At 50.7% G+C, this 25,629-nt stretch carries 20 protein-coding genes; 13 read left to right on the top strand and 7 right to left on the bottom strand.

Features of this window, described 5'->3' with window-relative positions; all coding sequences use genetic code 11:
• Position 1: 1 nt before the first annotated feature.
• The 4 genes from DK872_RS16440 to DK872_RS16425 all read left to right on the top strand — a co-directional run bounded on the left by DK872_RS16440 (position 2) and on the right by DK872_RS16425 (position 3,655).
• The gene (locus DK872_RS16440) at positions 2-826 is read left to right on the top strand and encodes a phosphodiesterase (RefSeq protein ID WP_007372966.1); all 825 of its coding nucleotides are present in this window, start codon (positions 2-4) and stop codon (positions 824-826) included.
• 4 nt (positions 827-830) lie between these two features.
• Positions 831-1,904, top strand: a complete 1,074-nt coding sequence (locus DK872_RS16435; protein ID WP_007372965.1) for an ABC transporter ATP-binding protein — start codon at positions 831-833, stop codon at positions 1,902-1,904.
• Positions 1,897-3,219 carry an ABC transporter substrate-binding protein gene (locus DK872_RS16430; protein ID WP_035886620.1) on the top strand — a complete coding sequence of 441 codons (1,323 nt, stop codon included), beginning with the start codon at positions 1,897-1,899 and terminating at the stop codon, positions 3,217-3,219. Before DK872_RS16435 ends, DK872_RS16430 begins: the two co-directional genes overlap by 8 nt.
• Before the next feature lie 190 nt (positions 3,220-3,409).
• The gene (locus tag DK872_RS16425; RefSeq protein WP_071920158.1) at positions 3,410-3,655 is read left to right on the top strand and encodes a zinc ribbon domain-containing protein; all 246 of its coding nucleotides are present in this window, start codon (positions 3,410-3,412) and stop codon (positions 3,653-3,655) included.
• A gap of 19 nt (positions 3,656-3,674) precedes the next feature.
• Here DK872_RS16425 and DK872_RS16420 read toward each other — a convergent pair whose 3' ends face one another.
• Together DK872_RS16420 and DK872_RS16415 are read right to left on the bottom strand one after the other, a co-directional pair.
• Positions 3,675-4,772, bottom strand: a complete 1,098-nt coding sequence (locus DK872_RS16420) for an MFS transporter (protein ID WP_161518561.1) — start codon at positions 4,770-4,772, stop codon at positions 3,675-3,677.
• A complete protein-coding gene (locus tag DK872_RS16415; RefSeq protein WP_035886672.1) occupies positions 4,769-5,293 on the bottom strand; it encodes a TetR/AcrR family transcriptional regulator in 525 nt (174 codons plus the stop codon). Before DK872_RS16415 ends, DK872_RS16420 begins: the two co-directional genes overlap by 4 nt.
• A 220-nt stretch (positions 5,294-5,513) precedes the next feature.
• Here DK872_RS16415 and DK872_RS16410 point away from each other — a divergent pair, with 220 nt between their 5' ends.
• Entirely contained in the window at positions 5,514-6,524 is a 1,011-nt protein-coding gene (locus DK872_RS16410; RefSeq protein ID WP_007372960.1) for an alpha/beta hydrolase, read from the top strand.
• A gap of 19 nt (positions 6,525-6,543) precedes the next feature.
• Here DK872_RS16410 and DK872_RS16405 read toward each other — a convergent pair whose 3' ends face one another.
• On the bottom strand, positions 6,544-6,942 hold the full coding sequence (locus DK872_RS16405; protein WP_007372959.1) for a helix-turn-helix domain-containing protein: 399 nt from the start codon (positions 6,940-6,942) through the stop codon (positions 6,544-6,546).
• A 166-nt stretch (positions 6,943-7,108) separates the two neighbouring features.
• On the opposite strand from DK872_RS16405, the gene DK872_RS16400 reads away from it, so the two are divergent.
• From DK872_RS16400 to DK872_RS16380, 5 genes are all read left to right on the top strand, one after another.
• The gene (locus DK872_RS16400; protein WP_007372958.1) at positions 7,109-7,540 is read left to right on the top strand and encodes a DoxX family protein; all 432 of its coding nucleotides are present in this window, start codon (positions 7,109-7,111) and stop codon (positions 7,538-7,540) included.
• A gap of 53 nt (positions 7,541-7,593) precedes the next feature.
• Positions 7,594-8,142, top strand: a complete 549-nt coding sequence (locus DK872_RS16395) for a flavodoxin family protein (protein WP_007372957.1) — start codon at positions 7,594-7,596, stop codon at positions 8,140-8,142.
• Between the two features lie 242 nt (positions 8,143-8,384).
• Positions 8,385-8,909: a hypothetical protein gene (locus tag DK872_RS16390; protein WP_035886624.1), complete on the top strand. Its 525-nt coding sequence runs from the start codon at positions 8,385-8,387 to the stop codon at positions 8,907-8,909.
• 2 nt (positions 8,910-8,911) lie between these two features.
• The gene (locus DK872_RS16385) at positions 8,912-9,343 is read left to right on the top strand and encodes a putative T6SS immunity periplasmic lipoprotein (protein WP_227136102.1); all 432 of its coding nucleotides are present in this window, start codon (positions 8,912-8,914) and stop codon (positions 9,341-9,343) included.
• Positions 9,344-9,513: 170 nt separating this feature from the next.
• On the top strand, positions 9,514-10,320 hold the full coding sequence (locus DK872_RS16380) for an HNH endonuclease (protein WP_161518560.1): 807 nt from the start codon (positions 9,514-9,516) through the stop codon (positions 10,318-10,320).
• 118 nt (positions 10,321-10,438) lie between these two features.
• On the opposite strand, the gene zorD is transcribed toward DK872_RS16380, so the two are convergent.
• From zorD to zorA1, 4 genes are read right to left on the bottom strand one after another with little or no spacing between them, the layout of a single operon-like run.
• Positions 10,439-13,684, bottom strand: coding sequence for a type I Zorya anti-phage system protein ZorD (gene zorD / locus DK872_RS16375; RefSeq protein ID WP_035886626.1), 3,246 nt, complete (start codon positions 13,682-13,684; stop codon positions 10,439-10,441).
• Positions 13,684-15,399, bottom strand: a complete 1,716-nt coding sequence (zorC, locus tag DK872_RS16370; RefSeq protein WP_161518559.1) for a type I Zorya anti-phage system protein ZorC — start codon at positions 15,397-15,399, stop codon at positions 13,684-13,686. The genes zorD and zorC overlap by 1 nt, the downstream gene beginning before the upstream one ends.
• Positions 15,396-16,139 (bottom strand): type I Zorya anti-phage system protein ZorB1, encoded by a 744-nt coding sequence (gene zorB1 / locus DK872_RS16365; RefSeq protein WP_007372952.1) that lies wholly within the window; start codon positions 16,137-16,139, stop codon positions 15,396-15,398. The genes zorC and zorB1 overlap by 4 nt, the downstream gene beginning before the upstream one ends.
• Before the next feature lie 13 nt (positions 16,140-16,152).
• Complete coding sequence (gene zorA1, locus DK872_RS16360) at positions 16,153-18,342, bottom strand: type I Zorya anti-phage system protein ZorA1 (RefSeq protein WP_161518558.1); 2,190 nt, start codon at positions 18,340-18,342, stop codon at positions 16,153-16,155.
• Positions 18,343-19,003: 661 nt separating this feature from the next.
• Here zorA1 and hsdR point away from each other — a divergent pair.
• From hsdR to DK872_RS16345, 3 genes are all read left to right on the top strand, one after another.
• Positions 19,004-22,513: a type I restriction-modification system endonuclease gene (hsdR, locus tag DK872_RS16355; RefSeq protein ID WP_161518557.1), complete on the top strand. Its 3,510-nt coding sequence runs from the start codon at positions 19,004-19,006 to the stop codon at positions 22,511-22,513.
• A gap of 71 nt (positions 22,514-22,584) precedes the next feature.
• Positions 22,585-24,174 (top strand): N-6 DNA methylase, encoded by a 1,590-nt coding sequence (locus tag DK872_RS16350; RefSeq protein ID WP_161518556.1) that lies wholly within the window; start codon positions 22,585-22,587, stop codon positions 24,172-24,174.
• Positions 24,171-25,541 carry a restriction endonuclease subunit S gene (locus DK872_RS16345; protein WP_161518555.1) on the top strand — a complete coding sequence of 457 codons (1,371 nt, stop codon included), beginning with the start codon at positions 24,171-24,173 and terminating at the stop codon, positions 25,539-25,541. Before DK872_RS16350 ends, DK872_RS16345 begins: the two co-directional genes overlap by 4 nt.
• The last annotated feature ends 88 nt before the right edge of the window (positions 25,542-25,629 follow it).

Genomic DNA, 25,629 nt, shown 5'->3' with positions numbered 1-25,629 from the left:
TATGTTTTTAGCGCAAATTTCCGACACCCATTTCCGCAGCCAGAACGAGAAGCTGTACGGTTTTATTGATATCAACGCCGGGAATGCCGACGTCGTGTGTCAGCTTAACGCCCTGCGCGAACGCCCGGATGCGGTGGTAGTGAGCGGGGATATCGTCAACTGCGGCCGCCCGGAAGAGTACCGCGTGGCGCGCCAGATCCTCGGCGGGCTGGATTACCCGCTGTTTGTCATTCCGGGCAACCACGACGATAAAGCGCACTTTCTGGAATATCTGCACCCGCTGTGCCCGCATCTTGGCAGCGATCCGCAGAACATTCGTTATGCGATTGATGATTTCGCGACGCGTCTACTGTTTATCGATTCCAGTCTTGCCGGGGAATCAAAAGGCTGGCTGACGAATGAAACCCTGCAATGGCTGGAAGCGCAACTGAGCGCCAGCAAAGACAAACCGACCGCGGTATTTATGCATCATCCGCCGCTGCCGCTGGGCAACGCGCAGATGGATCGCATCGCCTGTGAAAACGGTCACCTGCTGCTGAAACTGGTTGAGCGCTTCCCGTCGCTGACGCGCATTTTCTGCGGCCATAACCACAGCCTGACCATGACGCAATATCGCCAGGCAACGATTGCCACCATTCCGGCCACCGTGCACCAGGTACCGTATTGCCACGAAGATACCCGCCCGTACTACGACATGTCTCCGCCGTCGTGCCTGATGCACCGCCAGATTGGCGATCAGTGGGTGAGCTACCTGCACTCGCTGTCGCATTACGCGGGCCCGTGGCTGTATGACGAAAACATCAGTTGCCCGGTGGACGAGCGCTAATCCCATGTTAAGACTGAACAATGTAAGCAAGCAGTTTGATGGCAAAGCGGCGCTCAGCGCGCTGTCGCTGGATATTCACGATGGCGAATTTGTGGTGCTGGTTGGCCCGTCCGGCTGCGGCAAAAGTACACTGTTGCGGCTGATTGCCGGGCTGGAGAATGTCAGCGATGGCGCCATCTGGCTCGATAATGATGACATCACCGCCCGCTCGCCGCGCGAGCGCAACTTCGCGATGATCTTCCAGAACTATGCGCTGTTTCCGCACCTGTCCGTGCGCGACAACATCACCTTCGGCATGAAAGTGCGTAACGAAGAGAAAGCCAGCTGGCAACCGCGCCTCGATCGCGTGGCGCAGATGTTGCAGCTTGATGCATTACTGGAGCGAAAGCCCGCCAAACTCTCCGGCGGCCAGCGCCAGCGCGTGGCGATGGCGCGCGCCATCGTGCGTAACCCGAAACTGTTCTTAATGGATGAACCGCTCTCTAACCTTGATGCGCGCCTGCGTACTGAAGTGCGCGACAGCATTATGGAGATGCACCAGCAACTGAAGACCAGCACCATTTATGTGACGCACGACCAGACCGAAGCGATGTCGATGGCCGACCGCATTGTGGTGATGAATGGCGGCCACGTGCAGCAAGTTGGCCGCCCGGAACATTTGTACGCGCATCCGGCAAATCTGTTTGTTGCCGGGTTTATCGGCTCTCCGGCCATGAATCTGCTGTCGCTCTCCTGCGCCAATGGCGAGGTGCAATTGGGTGAGCAACGCCTGCCGCTGCCTGAGCACGCTAGCAGCGCGTCGCAAGTGTGGCTGGGCATTCGCCCGGAGCACATGACCGACACGCCGGAAGCGGGCCAGTTGGTGCTGCCGGCCACCGTCATGCAGCGGGAACTGATGGGCGCGGATTATCAGCTTCACGTCAGCACGCCCATCGGCAACCTGCGTTACATCCGCCGACACCGGGGTGATGTGCCCAACAAAGGGGACACACTCAGCGTCGGTTTTTCACCCCTTGATTGTCATCTTTTTGATGCGCAAACCTTGCTTAACTTACACCAGGAGAACGACCATGCATAAGCCTCTGCCAAAAACATTGCGAGCGCTTACTTACAGTATAACCCTCGCAATGAGTGGCACCGCACTGGCGCAGGAGAAGATTGATTTCATGTTTCCGGCCCCGGTGGACGGCAAACTGACCATGGAAATGACGCGCGTCATCAAAGCTTTTAACGATTCGCAAAAAGAGGTAGAAGTGCGCGGGATTTTTACCGGCAACTACGACACCACGAAAATGAAAGCTGAATCGGCGCAGAAAGCAGGCCAGCCGCCTGCACTGGTGATCATGTCCGCCAACTTCACTACCGATCTGGCGCTGAAAGATGAAATTCTGCCGATGGACGAACTGTTCCAGTACGGCGACAAAAAAGCAGGCGATTTCCTGCAAAACGAGTTCTGGCCTGCGATGCGTAAAAACGCGCAGGTGATGGGCGTGACCTACGCCATTCCGTTCCATAACTCAACGCCAATCCTCTATTACAACAAAACGATGTTCGAGCAAGCGGGCATTAAACAGCCGCCGCAGAACTGGAAAGAGTTACTGGAGGATGCGAAAAAGCTGACCGACCAGAGCAAAGGCCAGTGGGGCATTATGCTGCCTTCCACCAACGACGATTACGGCGGCTGGATCTTCTCCTCGCTGGTACGCGCCAACGGCGGTAACTACTTCAACGAAAACTATCCTGGCGAAGTCTATTACAACGCGCCCACTACCATCGGCGCACTGCGTTTCTGGCAGGATATGATCTACAAAGACAAAGTGATGCCGTCCGGCGTGCTGAACTCGAAGCAGATCAGCGCTGCGTTCTTTTCCGGCAAACTGGGAATGGCGATGCTGAGTACCGGCGCGTTGGGCTTTATGCGTGAAAACACGAAAGATTTCGAGCTGGGCGTGGCAATGATGCCTGCTCAGGAACAACGTGCCGTGCCAATTGGCGGCGCCAGCCTGGTAAGTTTTAAAGGCATTAACGATGCGCAGAAAAAAGCGGCGTATCAGTTCCTGACGTATCTCGTCAGCCCGGAAGTGAATGGCGCATGGAGCCGCTTCACCGGTTACTTCTCACCGCGCAAAGCGGCCTATGATACAGCGGAAATGAAAGAGTATCTGAAGCAGGATCCGCGCGCCGCCATCGCGCTGGAACAGTTGCAGTACGCACATCCGTGGTATTCCACTTACGAAACGGTTGCCGTGCGTAAAGCGATGGAAAACCAGCTGGCGGCCGTGGTGAACGATGAGAAAGTCACCCCGGAAGCGGCCGCAGAAGCGGCGCAGAAAGAAGCGGATACGCTGATGAAACCCTATGTGGAAAAAACCGCGCTGCAAGCGGTGAAATAAGATGTTGTTCCCCGCAGGGATGCGGGGAGATGTCCCCTCACCCAGCCGTAAGCGCTTACTAACTTAACAACGAATACGGTGTCACCTCAAAAATAACCACTATGAATACGGGGTTTATTGATCAGCCAGACATTTCCTTGCTTGCCGGGACTGTATATTTTTCACTCACCCAACTGACAAGGAGCACACCATGTCTTACACCGAACAGCACTGCCACTCCTGCGGAATGCCGCTCTCCGCGCCAGATGCCCGTGGTGCCAGCGATAAATATTGCGTGTACTGCACCGACAGCGAAGGCAATCTAAAATCCTGGGATGATGCCGTTTCCGGCCTCGCGCAATACCTTGATTCATGGCAGAAAGTGGGCAACGAAGAAGCGCGTAAACGTGCCATCCGCTATCTGACATCAATGCCTGCGTGGGCAGACAGAGCCTGAAGCTATTAACCTGGCGGCTTCAATCCGGGGTAAAAAACAGCAGTAGCAACCCCAGCAGCGCAAACAGGCCAAATGCCAGTGCAACCCCAGCCTGTGCGTAGATCAAACCCAATATCACCGCGCCAGCCACCTGGCCTGCGGCCAGCATAAAAAACGCTATGCCGACCCCGAAAGCCGGGGTCGCGGGCGTGGCTTCTGCGCCCCTCACCAGCAGCACGCCGGAAAGCGTGATATAACCAGCCCCACAGAGCGCCACCGCCGGGATTAACCACCAGGAAAATGCGTGGCTGAAGGCCATCAACAATAACGGTGCGGTCATAAACAACAGTGCCAGCCGGTAGACCTGGCGCATACCGATATAACGCGCAATCGGGCCGGTGAAGGCCCCCAAAATGCCCGCCGCGCCGCAAACACACCACAGAATACTGATGAGCGAATCCGCCACCGCCATCTGCTGGCGCAACACTTGCGGGCCAAAACTCCACCACGCGGCGCTCATCATCCCGCTCAGCAACGCTATCAGCGCAAGACGGACAACACCGCGCGAGAAAAGCGTTCCCTTGCGCGCCTCCGCCTGCAGTTGTGCGCCACGCGGTAAATAGCGCAGCACCGGCCACAGGCACAGCAGTGCAATCACCGCGAACACGAGACACGCGGTTCGCCACGGCAGAAACGACAGGAGCGGCACAGAAAGGATGATCCCTGCCCCGGTTCCGGCGTTAATCAGGGTATTCACCTGCGTTTGCCGTGATGCGCTCACGCAACGACTGACCGCAGCCGCCAGCGAAGGCGACGAAAACCCGGCGCTGATCCCGGCAATAAATAATCCGACGCCCAGCATCACGGGAGAAGCGGCTGCGGCGAGCAGCAACAAGCCAAACGCGGCACTCAGCGCAGAAACCGCCGAGGGAAATCGTGGTCCATAGCGCTTATTCAAGGTGGCGGCTGCGCTTATCGACAGACAATAAGCCGCGAAAATACAGGCCGAAAGGATGCCTGCAAGGCGCGGGCTGAAAGGGATATCCTGCGCCACGGCAGGCATCATCAGCCCCCATGAGAAACGGGCGAGGCCATAAGAAACGGCGATCAGCGCGAAACCGGTCATGCCGAGCTTCATTGTTTCGCCTCCTCGCCAGCCATCAGGATCGCCGCCGCTTTTCCGGCATCATAAGCCGCCTGCGGTCCGCGAATTAACGCTGCGGTAATCGCCCCTTCAAACAGCATCCAGACGGCATCAGCCAGCGCGCTATGTTTCATGCTCGTGGCGATGTAATCCCGTAGCGCATAGCGAAAATCCAGCGCCAGCGCGCAGAGCTGTATGTTTTCCTGCGCATACTCGCCCCAGGCTTTCAGGAAAAAGCATCCGCCCGCGCCGTAACCCGTCATCCATTCCCCGAGCACGGCAAAAAGTTTTTCCACCGCCTGTGGGTGTTCGGGCGCGTAGAGATCGGCGAAAAAACGCTGCTGGCGAGCTTCCATGACCGCTGCGGTTAATCGCTCTCGCGAAGGGAAATGGCGATACAGCGTGCGCGTTGAAACACCGGCTTCCTCGCAAATACGATCGGTGCTGGTGGCGTGAAAACCATTGTTATAAAACAACCGCTCGGCGGCCTGAATGATGTCTTGTCGTTTTTTCATTCTTAAAAAGTAAACCGATCGTTTTACTTTCGCCAGCAACCATAAAAAAGTAAAAATAAAACACATTAAAATTCAATGAGTAAGGAGATGATATATTTTTATCGCGAAAAATTAACTTGCAATTAAATCGCGCGCTATTTAAATTCCTCTCCAGACACAAGCACAACCCACTTTCACAACCATTTAAATAGCACGCGATACAATCGCAAAGGAGATAAAGATGTCCCGTTCATTACTGATTGCCATGAGTTTAACCGCCGCCAGCGTATCTACTGCCTGGGCCGCCGATGCGCCCGCGCCGACTGCCGGTGTAGCGAAATTCCTTTCTGTACTGAACAGCAGCGGCGGCAAACCTATCGAACAACTCTCTGTACCGGATGCTCGCCAGGTGCTGATCGGCGCGCAGAAAGGCGCCAAACTGCCCGCAGCGGATGTGACAGAAAAAACCATCACCGTAAACGGTAAACCGTTGACGCTGACCATCGTCAAACCGCAGGGCGCAACCGGGACGCTGCCGGTGTTTATGTTCTTCCACGGCGGCGGTTGGGTGCTGGGCGATTATCCAACCCATGAACGTTTTGTCCGCGATCTGGTGAACGAATCCGGCGCTGCCGCCGTGTTCGTGAATTACACGCCGTCACCGGAAGCGCACTTCCCGGTCGCCATTAATCAGGCGTATGAAGCCACGCGTTGGGTCGCCGAACATGGCAAAGAAATTGGCGTGGATGGTTCTCGTCTGGCGCTGGCGGGTAACAGCGTCGGCGGTAATATGGTGGCTGCTGTGGCACTTCAGGCCAAAGAGCACCATGCACCGGCGATTCGCTACCAGGTGATGTTCTGGCCGGTCACCGATGCGCGCTTTGATACCGGTTCCTATAACCAGTTCTCGAATGGTTATTTCCTGAGCAAAAACATGATGAAATGGTTCTGGGATAACTACACCACCAAAGAGAGCGATCGCCGCAACATTCTGGCTTCACCGCTGGAAGCAAGCAGCGAGCAACTGAAAGGCTTACCGCCTACGCTTATCCAGACCGCCGAGCTGGACGTGCTGCGTGATGAAGGTGAAGCCTTTGGCCGCAAACTGGATGCCGCAGGCGTGCCGGTTACCGTTACCCGCTATAACGGCATGATCCACGACTACGGTCTGCTGAATGCCCTGAGCGAAGAGCCAACCGTTCGCACCGCGCTTTCCCAGGCTGCCAATGAACTGCGTGTCCACCTGAAATAAGCACTTCCCGGAACCCACCCTATGCGGTGGGTTCTTTCATTTTGAGCAAATTCGCCTCGTCATACGCAGCCTGCGCCGCAAGCACTGCATCCATATTGTTTTCCACCCAGTGCGCCAGCACCGAGACGGTTTCCGTCAGCGTACGCCCCAGCGGCGTCAGGCTGTACTCCACCGCCACCGGCACGGTATAAAACACTTCACGGGCGATGATGCCATCGCGCTCCAGCTTGCGCAGCGTCTGGGTTAAGACCTTTTGCGTGATCAGGCGGATATCCCGTTTCAGGCCATTAAAACGCATGGGCCCATTTTCCAGACGCGCCAGCACCAGCAAGGCCCATTTGTCCGCCAGCCTTGCCAGCATATCGCGCGTCGGGCAGCGGTTATCATAAATATCGTAAGGAATGGACGGCTTAATCATAACGACAAATTCTCGTAGTAGGTTTCCTTGAGGAAACGTAGTGCCCTTTGGGTGCCTTCTTCCGCAACCGAAGCGGGATGTGTATAACTCAAAGCCTAAGTTTCTATTTGATACTAAGGTGCCAGAAATGGCAAAAGTTCTCCTGCGGAATAGAAAGGAATAAAGGATGATTAGTCGGCTGAACAACGCATTTCTCAGTCTTACCACGCACCCGGAGTTTGGCAAGCTATTGCTGCGCCTGACATTTGGCGTGCTGATGCTGTTTCACGGCGTAGCCAAAGTGCAGCATGGTGTAGGCTGGATTTCCGACATGCTGGTCGCGCAGGGTTTACCGGGCTTTATCGCTTACGGTGTATTTGTTGGCGAAATTATTACGCCGGTACTGATTATTATTGGCCTGTTCACGCGCCAGGCGGCATTTATTTACGCATTTAATATTCTGGTTGCCACCTTACTGGTCGGCATGGGGAAATTCTTTACCCTGACCAACGTCGGCGCATGGGGTCTGGAAAGTGAAGCCCTCTATTTCCTCGGCGGATTAAGCATTATGTTTCTGGGTGCAGGGAAATACACCCTGTTTGCCGGAAAAGAAAAATAATGACGGTCGTGCAAACTCATTTGTACGTTATCTCTCTTAGATAGGGGAAAAATATGTCTATTGTTGTGATCTATTATTCTGGTTACGGGCACACTAAAGCGGTTGCCGAGAAAGTCGCCGAAGGGGCAAATGCAACGCTGATCGCTGTGGATAATAACGGTGATATTCAGGAAAGCGACTGGCAATTACTGAACGACGCCAAAGCCATTATTTTTGGTGCCCCAACGTATATGGGCGGCGTGCCATGGCAGTTTAAGAAATTCGCTGATGCCAGCTCTAAAGCCTGGTTTACCCGCGCCTGGCAGGACAAAATATTTGCCGGTTTCAGCAACAGCGCCAGCCTGAACGGTGACAAACAGGTTTCGCTGCAATACCTGCAAACGCTGGCATCACAGCATGGCGGCATTTGGGTGAGCCTGGGCCTGCTGCCGGCGAACACGCTTGCTGCAACCCGCGAAGACATCAACAACCTCGGCGGTTCTGTCGGCCTGCTGGTGCAATCGCCATCTGATGCAGGCGCCGATAAAATCGCCTCCGGCGACCTCGATACCGCAGTGAAATTCGGCCAGCGCGTGGCCGATGTAGCGAGCCGTTTTAATTAATTTTGTATATCAAGGCCGGGGAAACCCGGCTTTTTATTTCGGACTTCAGAGCGACAAATCTCTCGACACCTTCCGGAAAAATCTCATTCCCTCTTCGTGAATATGCATTACACATCCAGCTTAGCATCGATGAAATTTGATTTTTCGTTACAGTATTCACCCCAAATTCAAAACAGATGGAAATTAAAGATAAGCCGTTCTATTTTAATAGCTCGTCTTTTAGAAAATGGAGCATTTTTTTCATGGAAAAGGAAGGGACGCTACGCTTACTCACACCAGGCGAAGTGCGAATGGCCCGAGCCGTATTCGGCGACGCAATTGAATATCACAAAGTTTGGGTCCACCACGACAGTTACTTTCCATTCGGACTTCAGCCAGATAATGCGGGCATGGCTCCAAATGGAGAACTCTATTTCCGGGCATGGTATACCCATGATTTTTCGCAGTCAGACCTCCCTCATCGTCATATATTTATTCATGAGATGTGCCATGTCTGGCAGCGAGGCAGAGGAATGAACGTACGTCTGAATGGGCTGATAAGCAGCCTGGTTAGCTATCGCTATGCGCTTAATGGTCGTCCTTTAAGACGATATCCAATGGAGCAGCAGGCACAGATTATTACCGATTGGTACATTCTAAATACTTACGGTTATATAGCATGGTGCACACTCAGAGAACGAGGAGATATCACCCTGGATGGTGATACTACTGAAAGTGTCATAAGAGCCCAATACCAAAAAACACTGCAAAATTTTCCATGGTGCTGATAATGAAAAACATAATCTTGTTTTTATTCTTACTTCCATGTTTATTTACATTGACAGGATGCCCAGGTCAGGGCGACAGATTACAAGCCGATGAAATAACCACAGTACAAAAATCAGGAAATAATCTCTGTTTTCTGGTGCCTGACGCGGGTGAATATCAGCCAACCATACTGACAATTGGTCAACGCAATAAACCAGCAGAAAAAATGTGGCGTAGCGGTAATCCCGATTTGAAAGTAGAGGATGGCCAATTGTGTATTCCCCCTGCGCTGTATACTTTTCCTGAGCAGGGCCAATTTGTTATCCGCTACGTCCTGAAATCCGGTCAGGAGAATATGCCTGTGAGAAGTGTCGTAGCCGCGATTGAAGTATCTAAAACCGGCGTACGTAATCTCCCGCTCCAGAGTAATGAAGGTGTCAGACCGTATCAATAGCGATGGTTACAGAGCTTGCCGCTATCCGGCAGGCTCTGAGCTGATAGAGTAAGCCTTCTGAAAACATTGTCGTCACATCAATTATAATGACATTTACACTTAAGTTATTCCCGCAGCAAATGTTTTCATGCCACGATACTGCATGATGACACCGAATTGTGAGGAACAACATGAGCACGCCAGAAGAAGGGCTCCTGGAAGTTGCCTGGTATATGTCGAAATATGGGTTGGAAGATCCGCCGACGATATTTGGTGTCGGGCAATGGAATGAAGCCTACGCCCTCTTCTATCCGAGATTTGGTGCGGGCAAATCATCAGAGGAATTTTACAATAGTCTTAAAAACTGTCGTGATCGATTTGACTCATGGATGACAAACCCCCGCAGAGGCTGGCGTAACCCTGATGGCACTCCGAGGGAACTGCCCGTCGCTTCTCAACGTGTTATGGAAAGAATGAATGCGCTTGCAGAACCTATGGCGGAACAACGTGTTTTGTCATGGATAATGGCAGACTCCTTTGAACAAACACAACAAGATGTGCAACTTATCCGTAAAGATAAAGGTCTCGACGAAACGACAGGAGAGAGATTGGTTGCCGCTCGGCTGGGTCAGGGAGACTTCAGAAAGGGCTGTTTAGCCCATTACCCTGCCTGCCCCATTACTGGAATCTCCTTTCAACCGGTGTTAAGGGCCAGCCACATAAAACCCTGGTCAGCATGTAACACAGGAACAGAACGTCTCGATCACTTTAACGGAATAATGCTGGCAGCGCATATTGATGTACTTTTCGATCAAGGTTGGATGTCGTTTGAAGATAATGGGCGACTCTTAGTCAGTGATGAACTAAATGCTGAAGTGATAGAACAATTACAATTACCAATGCAAATTAAAGCATTCCCCGCAGAATCTCGTCCTTATCTAAAATGGCATCGTGAAAATGCATTAAGAGTTTCCAGGAAAAAAGAACCGAAAAAATGATAAGCGAGGTTCCCGATAACAGCATCATATTTATCGGGACAGCGACTCACTCTTCTACCTGTTCAAATCGTTCTGCGTTTATCACCCTGCCATCGTTGCAGTACTTATTGATAATTAGTCAGGAACGAAGAAGCTGATTAAAGTCTTCAGAGACTAAATCGCCTTTCGTACAGAGCATATCTCGCGCAAGAGCCCGCCGTTTTTGTAGCAGAGCATCCAGTGTTTCTTCAAAAGTGGGTATGCTCTCATCCGTTATCGTTGGATAATAAACATACACATCTTTTGTTTGCCCAATGCGGTAAGCGCGATCTGTGGCCTGATCCTCTTTTGCTGGGTTCCAGCAACGGGTGAAATGAATAACATGATTGGCTTTTTGTACATTTACACCAAACCCGACTGCCACGGTTGAAAGAATAATAATTCCAAATCCGGGCTGCTCCTGAAAAATATCGATAAGTTTTTGACGGCTGTTCGCGCTCTCACTTCGGGTGCTGGTATCACCATTGATTACATAAGGTTTGAAACCAAATCGCTGATGAATGGCATACTGCAATTCGCGCTGAATATCTCTCAGCTCGGTAAATATAATAACTTTATCATCACCCTTTTTCGAAATGTCTTCGAGTTTACGCATCATCCACTCCAGTTTGGGTGAGTGATTCCTTAAGCGGTTATCCGGTTTTACGCTGTAGGGATGTGCGCAAATGAGCTTCAGACGGTGCAATAAACCAAGCATTCCCGCCCCAGGTTGCTCCAGTTCATCCTGCATTTTTTGTCGATTCTGATAGGAGGCAATCGACGAAACATACAAATCGCGCTGTAAAGGAGCCATTGTCAGCTGTTTGCAGGAGATGTCCTCAATTTTTGATGGCAAATCTTTCGCGACTTCCTCTTTGGTGCGCCGCAGCGTCTGCAATTCGATAATACGTCGTAGTGACTCAAGTACGAGATTATTCCTTTCCGTCGCACCTTCAATTGGCCGCAAATACTGCTTACCGAAGTCGTTGAGCGCGCCAAGCAAACCTGGCTGGGCAAAATCAAACAAACTCCATAGATCCACCAGCGTATTTTCAACAGGTGTTCCGGTGCAGGCCACTTTAAATTGCGCCTGGATAGCATTCGCCGCATGGGTAATTAATGCCGCTGGATTCTTTATTTTTTGAGCTTCATCGCAAACCATAATCGACCATTTTTGGCGTGCGAGAGAAAACTCTTGATCGCGCAAGGTTTCGTAAGTGGTTAACACGATTTTTGCACCACCAACCCAGCCCGGACGCAGCAGGTTTTTAATGCCCTGCGCTCTCAGTTCTACTGGGATTTCATCCTTATGGAACTTCACCGCTTTTACGGCATTACCATAAAGTTTAAGCACCTCAAGGTTTGCGGTATGAAAGAAATTATCCAGTTCGCGCTCCCAATTATCTAATAACGATACGGGTGCAACGATCATTGTTGGTAAACCATCAGGATTTTTTTCGATATACCATACAATAAAGGCCAGTATTTGCAGCGTCTTACCTAACCCCATATCATCAGCCAATAAACAACCTGAGATTTCTTCCGGCGACTTAAGAAACAACTGCTGCAACCACGCTAAGCCCTGTCGTTGATGTTCACGAAGATGAATATGTTCTTTAAGCAAAACAGGTAATGCAGGTTCTGCATCTTTCGCGCTCAACAATGCCTCACGTCGCTGTTTTATATACGCTGCATGTTCAATGTTTTGCTCTATCTGCAGAACAGCTCTTTTTTCTGGCTCGGCGATGTCTTTATCTGTGTCGCTCTCCAGAGTCTCAATTTTCTTCTGCCAGTTTTTCAATAATGATTTAGCATCGTCAATCGGCAATGATTGCTCATTCCACGGCATGGAGACGGTTGTTTCTTGTAAAGACGCCGCTGATTCAATGCGTTCTTCAAGGTCCGATAATTGTTCCTGGCTCTGCGGCTCCCAGCCCTCAAAAAAATCACTCGCCAGTAATGCTTCACCTAACGTCTCTGGCAACCAGTCTTCACTTTCACCCTTTATTAAAAAGGGAGAGGAAATCTTTTCAAACTCACCAATGCCAATGACACGATCGCCATATTTATTCAGATCTAAAACTTCATCAAATTCGATACCGGCAATCTCTTGCTGCCAACGAAGCAGGAGTGATTGGTAGTGTTCAAGTTGTTCTAACGTTAATTGGCTCAACTCTAATTCATAACCTTGCCATATTCCCGCAGGTAGGCCCGACGCCAGTTTAACTGCCAGTTCCTGAATAAACTCTTCAAACTCATAGGGTTTGGTCAGAGAAAAAGTGATAGCGGGTTGCGGCCTGGCGGCAATAGGTTCTAAGACAAGAGATACGGATGAGATTCTTTTTGCTTCATCATCAAGCACAGGTGTAACAGAGAAACGGTGGAAAAAAATATGCGCATCCTGCAACGCTTCTTCATGTTGTTCAGGCGGGATAACACTGGCTGCATCCTCACCAATGAAGGTGTAGGGATTGCGAATAAAAGAGACGGCATCATCACCCGCTATACGCCTGCCAGTAATTGAATGCACAGAAGAGAGGACTTCTTTCACTTCCGGGGAAATGATCACATGGCTGAGGGATCCATCATCACCCAGAACACGGTATTGATCCTGAACTAACTTACTGTTATCGAAACTATTGAGCCATTGCGTTGGTTGATCATCGAAAGAAGGTTCAATTTCGATGACCGGTGTGTTGTGAATGGTTGCTTTGCGTAGCTTGAGTCTTAACGATTCGGGCTTAACCACAATCGTCTTCGCCAGATAGTTATCTAATTCTGCCTGCGCCTTTTTTGTTAAGCGCCGTATTTTCGCCCAGCCAAGCTGATTGGTATTTTCTCCCGCTCTGTGCTGCTGCTCATCACGAAATTGCTGCAAAGCAGAGAGGAGCAGCCAGTTCTCGTGGGTCTGTAAAAATTGCCCCTCAGAGTTGCGAAATATCGCTCCTGTTCTTTCGATCTGAACAGATCGGCCAGTCGCGCTTTCCTTCCAGTCACGGATATAAATGTTAAAATCAGCATCGCTCAGGCTTCCGCTGCCTGCGAGACAAACCTTCAGCGGCTTAATCTCAGGGATCCCCAGTAATGACAGGCTGGTTTGATGATCCTCATCTGTTGCCAGACGATACAGTTCATCCCAGGTGAGCAACCAGCGATCGGATAACTCAACAACATATTCTTCTTCTGCAAGCTGCTCCATATAGGCGACCAAAGGCCACAATGCATCTTCATCAGCAAGCTTAAACAAAAACGATAGCCCTGACTCTTCAACCTGATAACGATGACTTACCCGTTTTTCTGAAGATATATTGTTACCTTTGAATTTGCTGAGCAGACGGTTGAGCATTATTTACTCCAGAAGGTCAGTGGATCGCCATTTTTTTGTTTAAAACCTAAGCGGACAAGCTTTTCAACGACTTCTGCATTACGTGAGGAAAGCCGAACATGCAGGGCACCGCCAATATTACGTTTGTCACTCACAGTGGCATCGAGCTGTTTAAGCAAGCTGCGAATCGCTTGCTCACGGGAGCCTTGCATTGCATCAGCGGGCGGCGGATTTACCATGTTTGTCGATATTGGCGATGGCGATGGCGATGGCGATGGCGATGGCGATGGCGATACAACTATATCCGAAGGCTGGTATCGGATACCTAATCGGCGAAGCTCATCCTCATAGTTAACCATCCATCCGGTGAGATGATTATCGCTATAGCCATAAGCTGTTGGTGCATGACGATGCTTTATCGCTCCCGCTTTTAATTCATAATTTAAATGCAGGTCGCTTTTTTCCGGGTTAAACGGTGCAGAAGACAACTCATAAACATATAACGCATTGCCTGTACGAGAAAACTCAACAAAAAGATAATTACCGATCTGCATAATTACGGCATTATCTGCACTATTTCCTCCAGACAGAGTGCTTAACCGTCCCTTATTTTTTTGCCTGAATGCAACAAAATCGGAATGCATATTCTGACGGGCATCCTGCCCTATTACTATCCGTGTGAATCCCATCTGATTGGTAAACCGTAACCAATAGAACAAACGGGCCTGATCCACATCATCTTTCCCCTTCAGCAACTGGAAGAAATGCGTTAAATCCTCTTTCGCCAGCCAGCTGCGTACCATGCCGCAAATTTTCTCGCTGGTATCAGGATCTTTCAAATGAGTAAGCCAGAGGTTTTGTTTACTGTGTAATTGCGGGCTTCCCCAGTTTTCCAGTGCCATTTGCTTAAGCTGTGGATGCGGAGTATTTCTGAAAGAAGAGCGGTAATACTGCATTAAACACGCACGTAAGATGAGATTTTTATACCTTTCGCGCTGGCGAGCGAGTTCCAGCAGGTTGGGCAGATGTTCTTTAAATGCGTCATCATCCAGCTCTAAGATCTTTGCCAGCAGAACAACAAAGGCCCGGTACCAAAGCCAGCTATTATCGGGAACCTGAGCCACGGTCTCCAGCGCTGAAAAATCGACCAGCTCGCCAGCACTCATTTTATTTGCCAATAAGTTCCCGGCATCTGGCGTGAACAGATCCTGATATTCATCTATTACCGCCATCCAGCGTTTTTCTCGACGCACCTGACCCTTAATCACGCCATAACCAATACGAAGTTGATCGCGTAACGAACACCAATTGTTATTCTCGTCGGGCTTTTTCGCGTGATAGCCAAAATAACTGCTACATAAAAACTTCCATTCGCGCCGTTTGAGTTTTTTGCTATCAATACGCTGCTGAATCTCTTGTTCAACCCGGTTATAAAGCGAATCATCCTCCAGCAGAACCGGAAATGCCGCATCGGGATCGCTATCAGCCAGGCCCGCAAATATCAGTTGCCAGTCGTACCTCGTTAGCACTTTCAACTGGCGAAGCGCAGTGATCGCTTTAAGTCGTTTTGTCAGCGGAGGGACTGTCGTGCGCTCGCTTTTCTCCATTTTGACGGACAGATATTGCTCTGCAGCCCTGAGCTTAGGGAAATCGCCAAAAGCAGCCGCTTCCGTGTCAATATGCCGTTTAACGGTGGCAGCAATATCTGACGATAAGCGAGATAACGCGGAGATCATAACGGCATCTCCAACTGACATTTTTCGGTTGTAGGTACGGTAACGCTACCCACATCAACTGCCGCCTTATCATGTTCATCTTTCAGACCAAAGAACTGCATGCGCAATTCAACGCGACGGCTGGCCTCTTTACTCTCTTTAGCGTTGTTAAACGAAACACCGCCCGCAAGGAAGAGCTTACGGATCTGCTCCTGCTGCAAGGGCGTTATCTGCTGTTGCAGGCGGCTACGGCTGTCGAGCAGGCTACACATTACCCATTCTGAGCGCTGCAACGAAAGATGCAGGTTATACAGATAGGAACCGTCGGTATCAGTAAAACCTTCAATGACAATCTGTTTAAACCATTTTTGCCCTTCCTCGCTGTTTGCCGCTTCCAGCACCAGCGGCACAACATCCTGTAGCGCTTTCTGTCCGTCAGCATTCAGGAAAAAGCGATTGTGGTCGAAGCGGCCCGCTTCTCCAAAACTGATGCGGTTATCACGGCAATCAACGACAATGGTTTTATTGAGATTGCGGGCGTGCAGCTCTAAACGCTCACACAGACGGGTAATATCTTGTCCACGCAGTTTCTCACCTTGTTCTACCCGCTGGATCCGTTGTGTTACTGAGCTTAATGAAGCCACCATAACGACCAGAAACAGCACCATCATGGCCGTCATCAGGTCCGCATAGGAAATCCAGAAGGGTTTCTCTGCCTCATCCGAACGCCGGGGCTTAATACGAAATGTTTGACCGAACATGATTCAGCCCCCTTTACGCCGGCACTTTAGAAAGCACTTCTTCAAGGTTTTCAATACTTTCACTAAGCTCGTCAATACCGCTTCCCAGACGTTTAACCGCGCTGTCTAAATTCGCGTCCAGCGCCCCTAACGTGGCGTCGAGGCTTGTTTTCATGCTGTCTGAGAATTGGTTGAACCCATTAGCCAGCACTTGTCCTGCGTTTTCGAGGAACTCTTTTGCTTCGCGATTATAGTCATGCAATCCTTCATTGTGCTGTTTCAGCTCTTTGAGGAATTGGCTACGCGCTTCCAGCTCAGATTGCGCATTGGCAATGACACCTTCCAGTAGCGTAATAGATTTCGCCACCGCTTCGCGGTTATTACGATAATCCGCCACCACGGAACTCAGCGCCTGGCTGGCCTGGCTTAACGTATTGCCTGCACCTTGCGCTTTAGTAAGTGCATCAGCGGTAAGAAGATTTGCTTCTTTAACTTTGTCTCCTGCCGTTTCAAAACGCTCGGCAGCCAGGCGCATTTTGTCAGCACCGGTGTGCATATCCTGTAAATGGGCGGAAGTCTGCTCTGCCAGTCTGCGCAGCGTGCTTTCCGTCGCCCCCTGCTGTTCATTCAATGCATTCAGCAGCAAGCGGACCTGCTCGTCGAAACCAGCAATGATCTGCTGCGTTTCCTGATGGAGAGATGTCTGAGTATCCTGTTGATGACTGGCCAGTTGCTGTTGTCCCTGTTCAAGTTGCGTAAACAGTGACCCCAGTTTCTCGCCCAGCGCCTCAACGGACGCCGCCATTTGCTTCATGGTTTCACTTTGGCCTTGCTGGGACGTTTGCTGGATAGAGTCGATAAACGCTTTCATCTGTTCAGCCATCGCTTTTTCACGCGCTTCGCTATCGGCAAACATTTTTTCCAGCTGCTGTGCCATCCGCTCACCTGCGCCTTCACCTTCTGCACCAATTTTGGCGACGGACGATTGCAGGCTGGCCAGCATATCATTCATCCCGGCTTGCATCGCGACCTGTCCGGATTTCATCTCACTGAGCAACTGTGACATCAGCTCAGCACTGCCCTGACGAGTATCCTCGCTGGCGTTACGCATATCCTGCAACAAACCGGCAAAACCTGATTGCATTGCCTCAATGGCCCCCACAGATTGCCCCATCATCTGGTGCATATTTTCGAACTGCTTGCCGAAGGTATTGTCGAGTTTGGACATAAATGCCGTCAGGACATCCTGCAACATATTCTGTACCTGACCCGACTGATCGCCGCTGGCGGTCTGTACCGCACCAGCAATTTTATCTAACGGGGATTTCAGGCTATTTTCGATGGCTCCACTCACCTGCTCGGCAAACTGCTGGCCGGTATCGCGATAAGTGGAAGATAAGGTGTGCGCTAACTTTTCATTTTCAGCGACCTGGCTTGCCACCAGATTCTGTAGCATATCGCGGAGATCGGTCACCAGGCTGTCTTTAAGCTGCTTAGCCTGGGTAGCACTTTCGTTGCTCGATTTCACCAGTTCGGCAAGGTATTCCTCACCCACACCGGTTTCAAATAGCTGATCAACAGCGGCAGTAAACTGTTCAAGATATTTATAACACTTCGCTATCGACAGCTTTTCCAGCCACGTTACGAAGATGGACGCTGCGATGGCGGTAAACGACCCTAAAAAAGCATAAAGCACATCCCGCAAGAGAGAAGCCACGCTGCTGGTAACTTGCTCGGGCGTACTGGGGTCGAAATGATTTAAACCAATCATCAGCCCATAAAACGTACCGATAATGCCGACCCCTGTCAGAATCCCGGGAAGATGTTTAAAAAATTCAGTGTTAAGCGGAATATCGATTAATTGCTGCTCGGTAAAAAATGCCGCTGCGGGAGCCGTTGCCCGAACATCTTTTAATTTCAGTTCGCCATCGACAAGCATTTTTTGTTGATGGAGTGACTCTGCAAACTCACTCCAGGAGTGGGCCAGTGGCGTCCCGGTAAATAACTCGCTCAGCTTCTGTAGTTTTACTGCCGTTGTCTCATTCTTCCAGTCTGAAATGATCCCTGACTGCTTCTTCAGTTTATTGACAATTTTAATTGCCCGATAAACATACAAAGCAGCAAAAAATGCCAGCGCAATAGCAACGACAATAATAACGACCAGCGGAACCTTTTCAGGTTGCACGGAAGTCAATATAGTTAAAAACGAGTTAAGCCATTCCATTTTTCATCCCGAGTCAACAACAGTTATTTTTTCTGATAGCTACCACAGGCGCTAATAACAAGGGGTTATAGCGCAACAATAAACTGATATGCAGTATTCGAATTCTGAAGAGAGATGACGCAAGCAAAAGGAGTAAACGTCCATAATCCTGTGCCCCACAGCGCCAGACCACCTAATCCTTGAGGCAATCAGATTGTTCTCACAAATCATAACCTGCTGCACAGGGATAACAAGTAGCAAATGGCCAGCCAATATCTTTTTCATGAATAATTAAAAAAATCTAATGGATACAGGTTCGGCCTTAAAAATATATAGTATATAGTCGCATAGCAATACGTAACCTTTATAAATAATTAGTTTATTTATGGTAAACCAATGAAATTATCGCGCCATAAATAATGCCTTACTTCTGAAAATTATGGTAAGTCTGAACAAACACAACGCAACTGACACGTCCTGTCATTCCTGCTGCCGATAATACAAACCAGAACACTCATAACCGCGGCTCCTTACTATTTAATTCATATGAAAGAGTAAGTTATCGCATCTTCCGTTGATTGATCGCATTGGCTGCGGGAGGTAACATGATTAGGTCGCTTTTTCTTACCGATTAACGTAACACGTCAGTAGCTCCAGGGGCTGGCCTTAACGCGGAAGGCACATGAACAAATCTAACTTTGATTTCCTGAAAGGCGTTAACGACTTTATTTACGCTATCGCCTGTGCAGCGGAAAACAATTATCCGAACGATCCCAACACCACGCTGGTAAAAATGCGCATGTTCGGTGAAGCGACGGCGAAGCATTTAGGGCTGCTACTGGATATTCCCCAATGCGAAAACCAGCATGACCTGCTGCGTGAATTAGGCAAAATAGCTTTTGTTGATGACAACATCCTGTCGGTATTTCATAAATTGCGCCGCATTGGCAATCAGGCCGTCCACGAGTATCACAACGATCTTGATGATGCGCAGATGTGTCTGCGCCTCGGTTTTCGTCTCGCAGTCTGGTATTACCGTCTGGTCACCAAAGATTATGACTTCCCGGTTCCGGTTTTTGTGTTACCGGAACAGAGTAGCGATCTCTATCATCAGGAAGTGCTGACGTTAAAACAGCAGCTGGAACAACAGGCGCAAGAAAAAGCACACAACCAGGCCGAATTAGAGGCCCAGCAGCAAAAGCTGGTGGCACTCAACGGCTATATCGCCATCCTCGAAAGTAAGCAGCAGGAAACTGAAGCCCAATCTCAGGCTCGCGTCGCAGCCCTCGAAGCACAACTGGCAGAAAAAAATGCCGAGCTGGCGAAACAGACCGAGCAAGAGCGCAAGGCCTACCACAAAGAGATCACCGATCAGGCCATCAAACGCACGCTGGATTTGAGCGAAGAAGAGAGCCGCTTTTTGATCGATGCCCAGTTGCGTAAAGCGGGCTGGGAAGCAGACAGCAAAATGCTGCGCTTTTCCAAAGGCGCGCGGCCGGAACCGGGTGTCAACAAAGCAATCGCCGAATGGCCCACCGGTACCGATGAAACGGGAAAACAGGGTTTTGCCGACTACGTATTATTCGTTGGCATGAAACCCATCGCGGTAGTGGAAGCCAAGCGCATCAACACCGATGTCTTCAGTAAACTGAATGAGGCGTATCGCTACAGCAAACGTTTCGATAATGCCCTGCTGCGTAACATTTTACTGGAGCAGTATCCTGCAGATGAAGTGCGGGAAGCGGTACCGGAATATGAAGTCAGTTGGGCGGATACCAGCGGCAGCCAACGCTATAAAATTCCTTTTTGCTACTCCACCAATGGCCGCGAATACCGCGCAACGCTGAAAACCCGCAGCGGCATCTGGTATCGCGATGTCCGCCATACCAGCAACATGTCGAAAGCGCTACCGGAGTGGCATCGCCCGGAAGAACTGATCGCCATGCTGGGCAGCGATCCGCAAAGGCAAAACCAGTGGTTTGCAGATAACCCAAATATGAGCGAGCTGGGGCTGCGCTACTACCAGGAAGATGCCGTTCGCGCCGTTGAAAACGCCATAGTCAATGGGCAGCAAGAGATCCTGCTGGCCATGGCCACCGGCACCGGGAAAACGCGTACCGCTATTGCCATGATGTTCCGCCTGATCCAGTCCCAGCGCTTTAAGCGCGTGCTGTTCCTTGTGGATCGCCGCTCGCTGGGTGAACAGGCGCTGGGCGCCTTTGAAGACACGCGCATCAACGGTGATACTTTTAACAGCATTTTCGACATCAAAGGGCTGACGGATAAATTCCCGGAAGACAGCACCAAAATTCACGTTGCGACCGTCCAGTCGCTGGTTAAACGCACGCTGCAATCCGATGAGGCAATGCCGGTGGCACGCTACGACTGCATTGTGGTCGACGAAGCGCACCGTGGCTATATCCTCGATAAAGAGCAGACCGAGGGCGAGCTACAGTTCCGCAGCCAGCTGGAGTATGTGTCGGCTTACCGCCGCATCCTCGATCATTTTGACGCGGTGAAAATCGCCCTGACCGCCACGCCAGCACGCCATACGGTAGATATCTTCGGCGAGCCGGTTTACCGCTATACCTACCGCACGGCGGTGATCGACGGCTATCTGATCGACCAGGATCCACCCATCAAGATCACCACCCGCAATGCGCAAGACGGTGTTTATCTGTCGAAGGGTGAAGAGATCATTCGCGTGACGCCACAGGGTGAGATGATCAACGACACGCTGGCTGACGATCAGGATTTTGAAGTCGCAGATTTCAACCGTACGCTGTTGATCCCCGGTTTCAATACCGCCGTCTGCGAAGAGTTAACCAAACACCTCGATCCGACCGGCAAGCAAAAAACGCTGGTATTCTGCGTCACCAACGAGCATGCCGATATGGTCGTCAATGAGCTGCGCACCGCCTTCAAAAAGAAATATCCGCAACTGGAGCATGACGCGATCATCAAGATCACCGGTGATTCCGATAAAGATGCGAAGAAAGTGCAGACCCTGATCACCCGTTTTAATAAGGAGCGGCTACCGAACATTGTGGTGACGGTTGATTTGCTGACTACCGGCGTCGATATCCCGTCAATCTGCAATATCGTCTTTCTGCGCAAGGTGAGAAGCCGCATTCTCTACGAGCAGATGAAAGGCCGCGCCACCCGTTTATGCCCGGCAGTAGATAAGATCCGCTTTAAAATTTTCGACTGCGTCGATATCTACAGCACGCTGGAAAGCGTCGATACCATGCGCCCGGTGGTGATGCGCCCGAGCGTGGAACTGCAAACGCTGGTGAACGAAATCACCGACTCGGAAACCTATAAAGTGACCGAAGCCGATGGCCGCTGCTTTGCCGAACACAGCCATGAGCAGCTCGTCGCCAAACTGCAACGGATCATTGGCCTGGCAACTTATAACCGCGACCGCAGCGCCGGCATCGATAAGCAGGTGCGCCGTCTGGATGAATTATGTCTGGATGCCGCTGGCGTCAGCTTTAACAAGCTGGCTTCGCATCTGCGTGAAAAAGGCCCCCACTGGAGTGCCGAGGTGTTCAATAAACTCCCCACCCTGATTGCGCGTCTGGAGAAACTCAAACTCGACATCAACGAACTGCGCGAGCGCCCGATCTTCCTTGATATTCCGGATGAGGTGATCAACGTCGAGCCGGTTTACGGCGCTTACCATAATGCGGAAGATTTCCTCGAAGCCTTTGATGATCTGGTCAAGCGCTCTCCCAATGCACAGCCCGCGTTGCAGGCAGTGATTGCCCGCCCGCGCGATCTCACCCGCAAAGGGCTGGTGGAGTTGCAGGAGTGGTTTGACAGCCAGTATTTCGAAGAGTCTTCCCTGCGCAGCGCGTGGAAAGAGACGCGTAACGAGGATATCGCCGCCCGGCTGATCGGTCATATTCGCCGTGCGGCAGTGGGCGATGCGCTGAAGCCGTTTGATCTGCGTGTTGATCATGCCCTGGCGCGCATCAAAGGCGAAAACGACTGGAGCAGCGAACAGCTGAAGTGGCTGGATCGCTTAGCTACCGCGCTGAAAGATAAAGTGGTGCTCGACGACGACTCGTTTAAAACCGGCAACCTTCACCGCTTCGGCGGCAAAGCCGTGTCGCAGCGCGTGTTTGAGGACGACCTCGACGGCGTGCTGGCGAAATTCAGTGATTACATCTGGGACGAACCCGCCTGACGCGTTAGAATCCCCGGCAATTTCTTCTTCTGCGGCCCGTTCAGGGCCGCTGCTTTTACACGGAACCTGTGATGAACAATAACGATCTGGTCGCTAAACTCTGGAAACTCTGTGACAACCTGCGTGACGGCGGCGTTTCCTATCAGAACTATGTTAACGAACTGGCTTCACTGCTGTTTCTGAAAATGTGTAAAGAGACCGGCCAGGAAGCCGAGTATCTGCCTGCTGGCTACCGCTGGGACGATTTGAAAGCGCGTATCGGCCAGGAGCAATTGCAGTTCTACCGTAAACTGCTGGTGGAATTAGGCCAGGACGAGAAAAACCTTGTACAGGCGATTTTCCACAACGTCAGCACCACCATTGAGCAACCGAAGCAACTGACCGAACTGGTGAGCTATATGGATGCGCTGGACTGGTATAACGGCAGCAAGGGCAAATCCCGCGACGACTTTGGCGATATGTACGAAGGGCTGTTGCAAAAGAACGCCAACGAAACCAAATCCGGCGCGGGCCAGTACTTCACGCCGCGCCCGCTGATCAAGACCATTATTCATCTGTTAAAACCGCAGCCGCGCGAAGTGGTGCAGGATCCGGCAGCCGGTACCGCAGGCTTTTTAATCGAAGCGGATCGCTACGTTAAATCGCAGACCAACGATCTGGAAGATCTCGATACCGACACCCAGGATTTCCAGATCCGCAAAGCCTTTGTCGGCCTTGAACTGGTGCCCGGCACTCGTCGGCTGGCGCTGATGAACTGCCTGCTGCACGACATTGAAGGCAACCTCGATCACGGTGGCGCAATTCGCCTCGGTAACACGCTGGGCAGCGACGGGGAAAACCTGCCGCCAGCGCATATCGTGGCAACCAACCCGCCGTTTGGCAGCGCGGCGGGCACCAACATCACCCGTACCTTTGTTCACCCGACCAGCAACAAACAGCTCTGCTTTATGCAGCACATTATTGAAACCCTGCATCCGGGCGGTCGTGCAGCGGTGGTGGTGCCGGATAACGTGTTGTTTGAAGGCGGTAAAGGCACCGAGATCCGCCGCGATCTGATGGATAAGTGCCGTCTGCACACCATTCTGCGTCTGCCGACCGGCATCTTTTACGCCCAGGGCGTGAAAACCAACGTGCTGTTTTTTACCAAAGGCACGAAGGCAAACCCGAACCAGGACAAGAACTGCACCGACGACGTCTGGGTGTACGATCTGCGCACCAATATGCCGGGCTTTGGTAAGCGCACGCCGTTTGGCGATCAGCATCTGCAACCGTTTGAGCAGGTGTTCGGTGACGATCCGCACGGCCTCAGCCCGCGCACCGAAGGCGAGTGGAGTTTTAACGCCGAAGAGAGCGAAATCGCCGACAGCGAAGAGAACAAAAACACCGACCAGCATCTGGCCACCAGCCGCTGGCGCAAGTTCAGCCGCGAGTGGATCCGCACTGCCAAGTCGGACTCGCTGGATATCTCCTGGCTGAAAGATAAAGACAGTATCGATGCCGACAGCCTGCCGGAGCCGGATGTATTAGCGGCAGAGGCGATGACCGAGCTGGTGCAGGCGCTGGGCGAGCTGGATGCCCTGATGCGCGAGCTGGGTGCAGGTGATGAAGCCGATGCGCAGCGTCAGTTGCTGGAAGAAGCATTTGGTGAGGTGAAGGCATGAGTGCGGGAAAATTGCCGGAGGGATGGTCGCAGATCGTTTTAGGCGATGTGGTTGAAGTAAATAGTGGAGTTGGTTTTCCTGAAAAATACCAAGGGAAAAATGCTGGAGATTATCCAGTATATAAAGTTCGAGATATATCAGTTGCAGTTCTAGAAAAAAAAGGTTTCCTTAATAGTGCGGGCCATTATGTAACGGAAAATGAGGCATTTGAACTTAAAGGAAAAATTTTCCGTTCTGGTTCAACTTTATTTGCCAAAATTGGTGAGGCCGTAAAATTGAATCGCCGCGCTTACGTTAGGACCGCAGGATTGGCCGATAATAATGTAATGGCTGTTAGTTCCATATTAGAAGATATGGATAAATTTATATATTACATATTAAATACGGTTGATTTAACTGAGACATCAAGGTCTACAACTGTTCCTTCTATTCGAAAAGGTGATATCGAGAATATTACATTATCGCTTCCACCACTTGCCGAACAAAAAATCATCGCTGAAAAGCTCGATACGCTGCTGGCGCAGGTAGACAGCACCAAAGCACGTCTTGAGCAAATCCCGAAAATCCTGAAACGCTTTCGTCAGGCAATATTGGTTGCCGCGGTTAATGGGAAATTATCATCTGAGTCAAGAAGGCTTCAAAAATATACTATTGGTTCTTTATGCGTTAGTTCATTTGATGGTCCATTTGGCTCAAAGTTAAAGACCTCAGACTATACAATATCGGGGGTGAGGGTCGTAAGGCTCGAAAATATTGGACATTTAGAATTCAAAAACGATAAAAAAACTTTTATCAGTTCAGATAAATATGAAGAACTGCAAAGTAATACGTTGTGCGAAAATGATCTGCTATTTTCCTCGTTTGTTGATGAGGATGTAAGGGTATGCCTCGTTCCTAAAAGTAATGAGACCTTCATCAATAAAGCTGACTGCTTTTGCCTCAGAACTAACCCAGATCTTGTGTCACCACATTACCTGGCATTCATTTTGGCAAGCAAGGCGTCTTATGATCAAATAAAGAATAAAGTACAAGGTATCACTCGTCCTAGAATCAATCTTGGGACACTCCGCTCTTTAGAATTTGAGCTCCCACCACTCCCCGAACAACACGAGATCGTTCGCCGTGTGGAACAACTCTTCACCTACGCCGATACCATTGAAAAGCAGGTCAATAGTGCCCTTGCCCGGGTGAACAACCTCACCCAGTCGATCCTCGCGAAGGCGTTTCGCGGGGAGCTTACCGCCCAGTGGCGTGCTGAAAACCCGGATCTGATCTCCGGGGAAAATAGCGCTGAGGCACTGCTGGAAAAAATTAAAGCCGAGCGCGCGGCAAGCACAGGTAAAAAGGCGTCGCGTAAGAAAGCATAAGCTCTTTATTATTTTGCGCACGGTTAATGCCGTGCGTTTTTATTTTTAGGGATTTTTAAACACATTTTAAATATTTCAGGCGTGTTTT

Source organism: Kosakonia sp. MH5, from assembly GCF_009935945.1.
Classification (GTDB): Bacteria; Pseudomonadota; Gammaproteobacteria; order Enterobacterales; family Enterobacteriaceae; genus Kosakonia; species Kosakonia radicincitans.
Note: the sequence above shows the minus strand (reverse complement) of the source record. Positions and strands in the feature narration are given on the sequence as shown.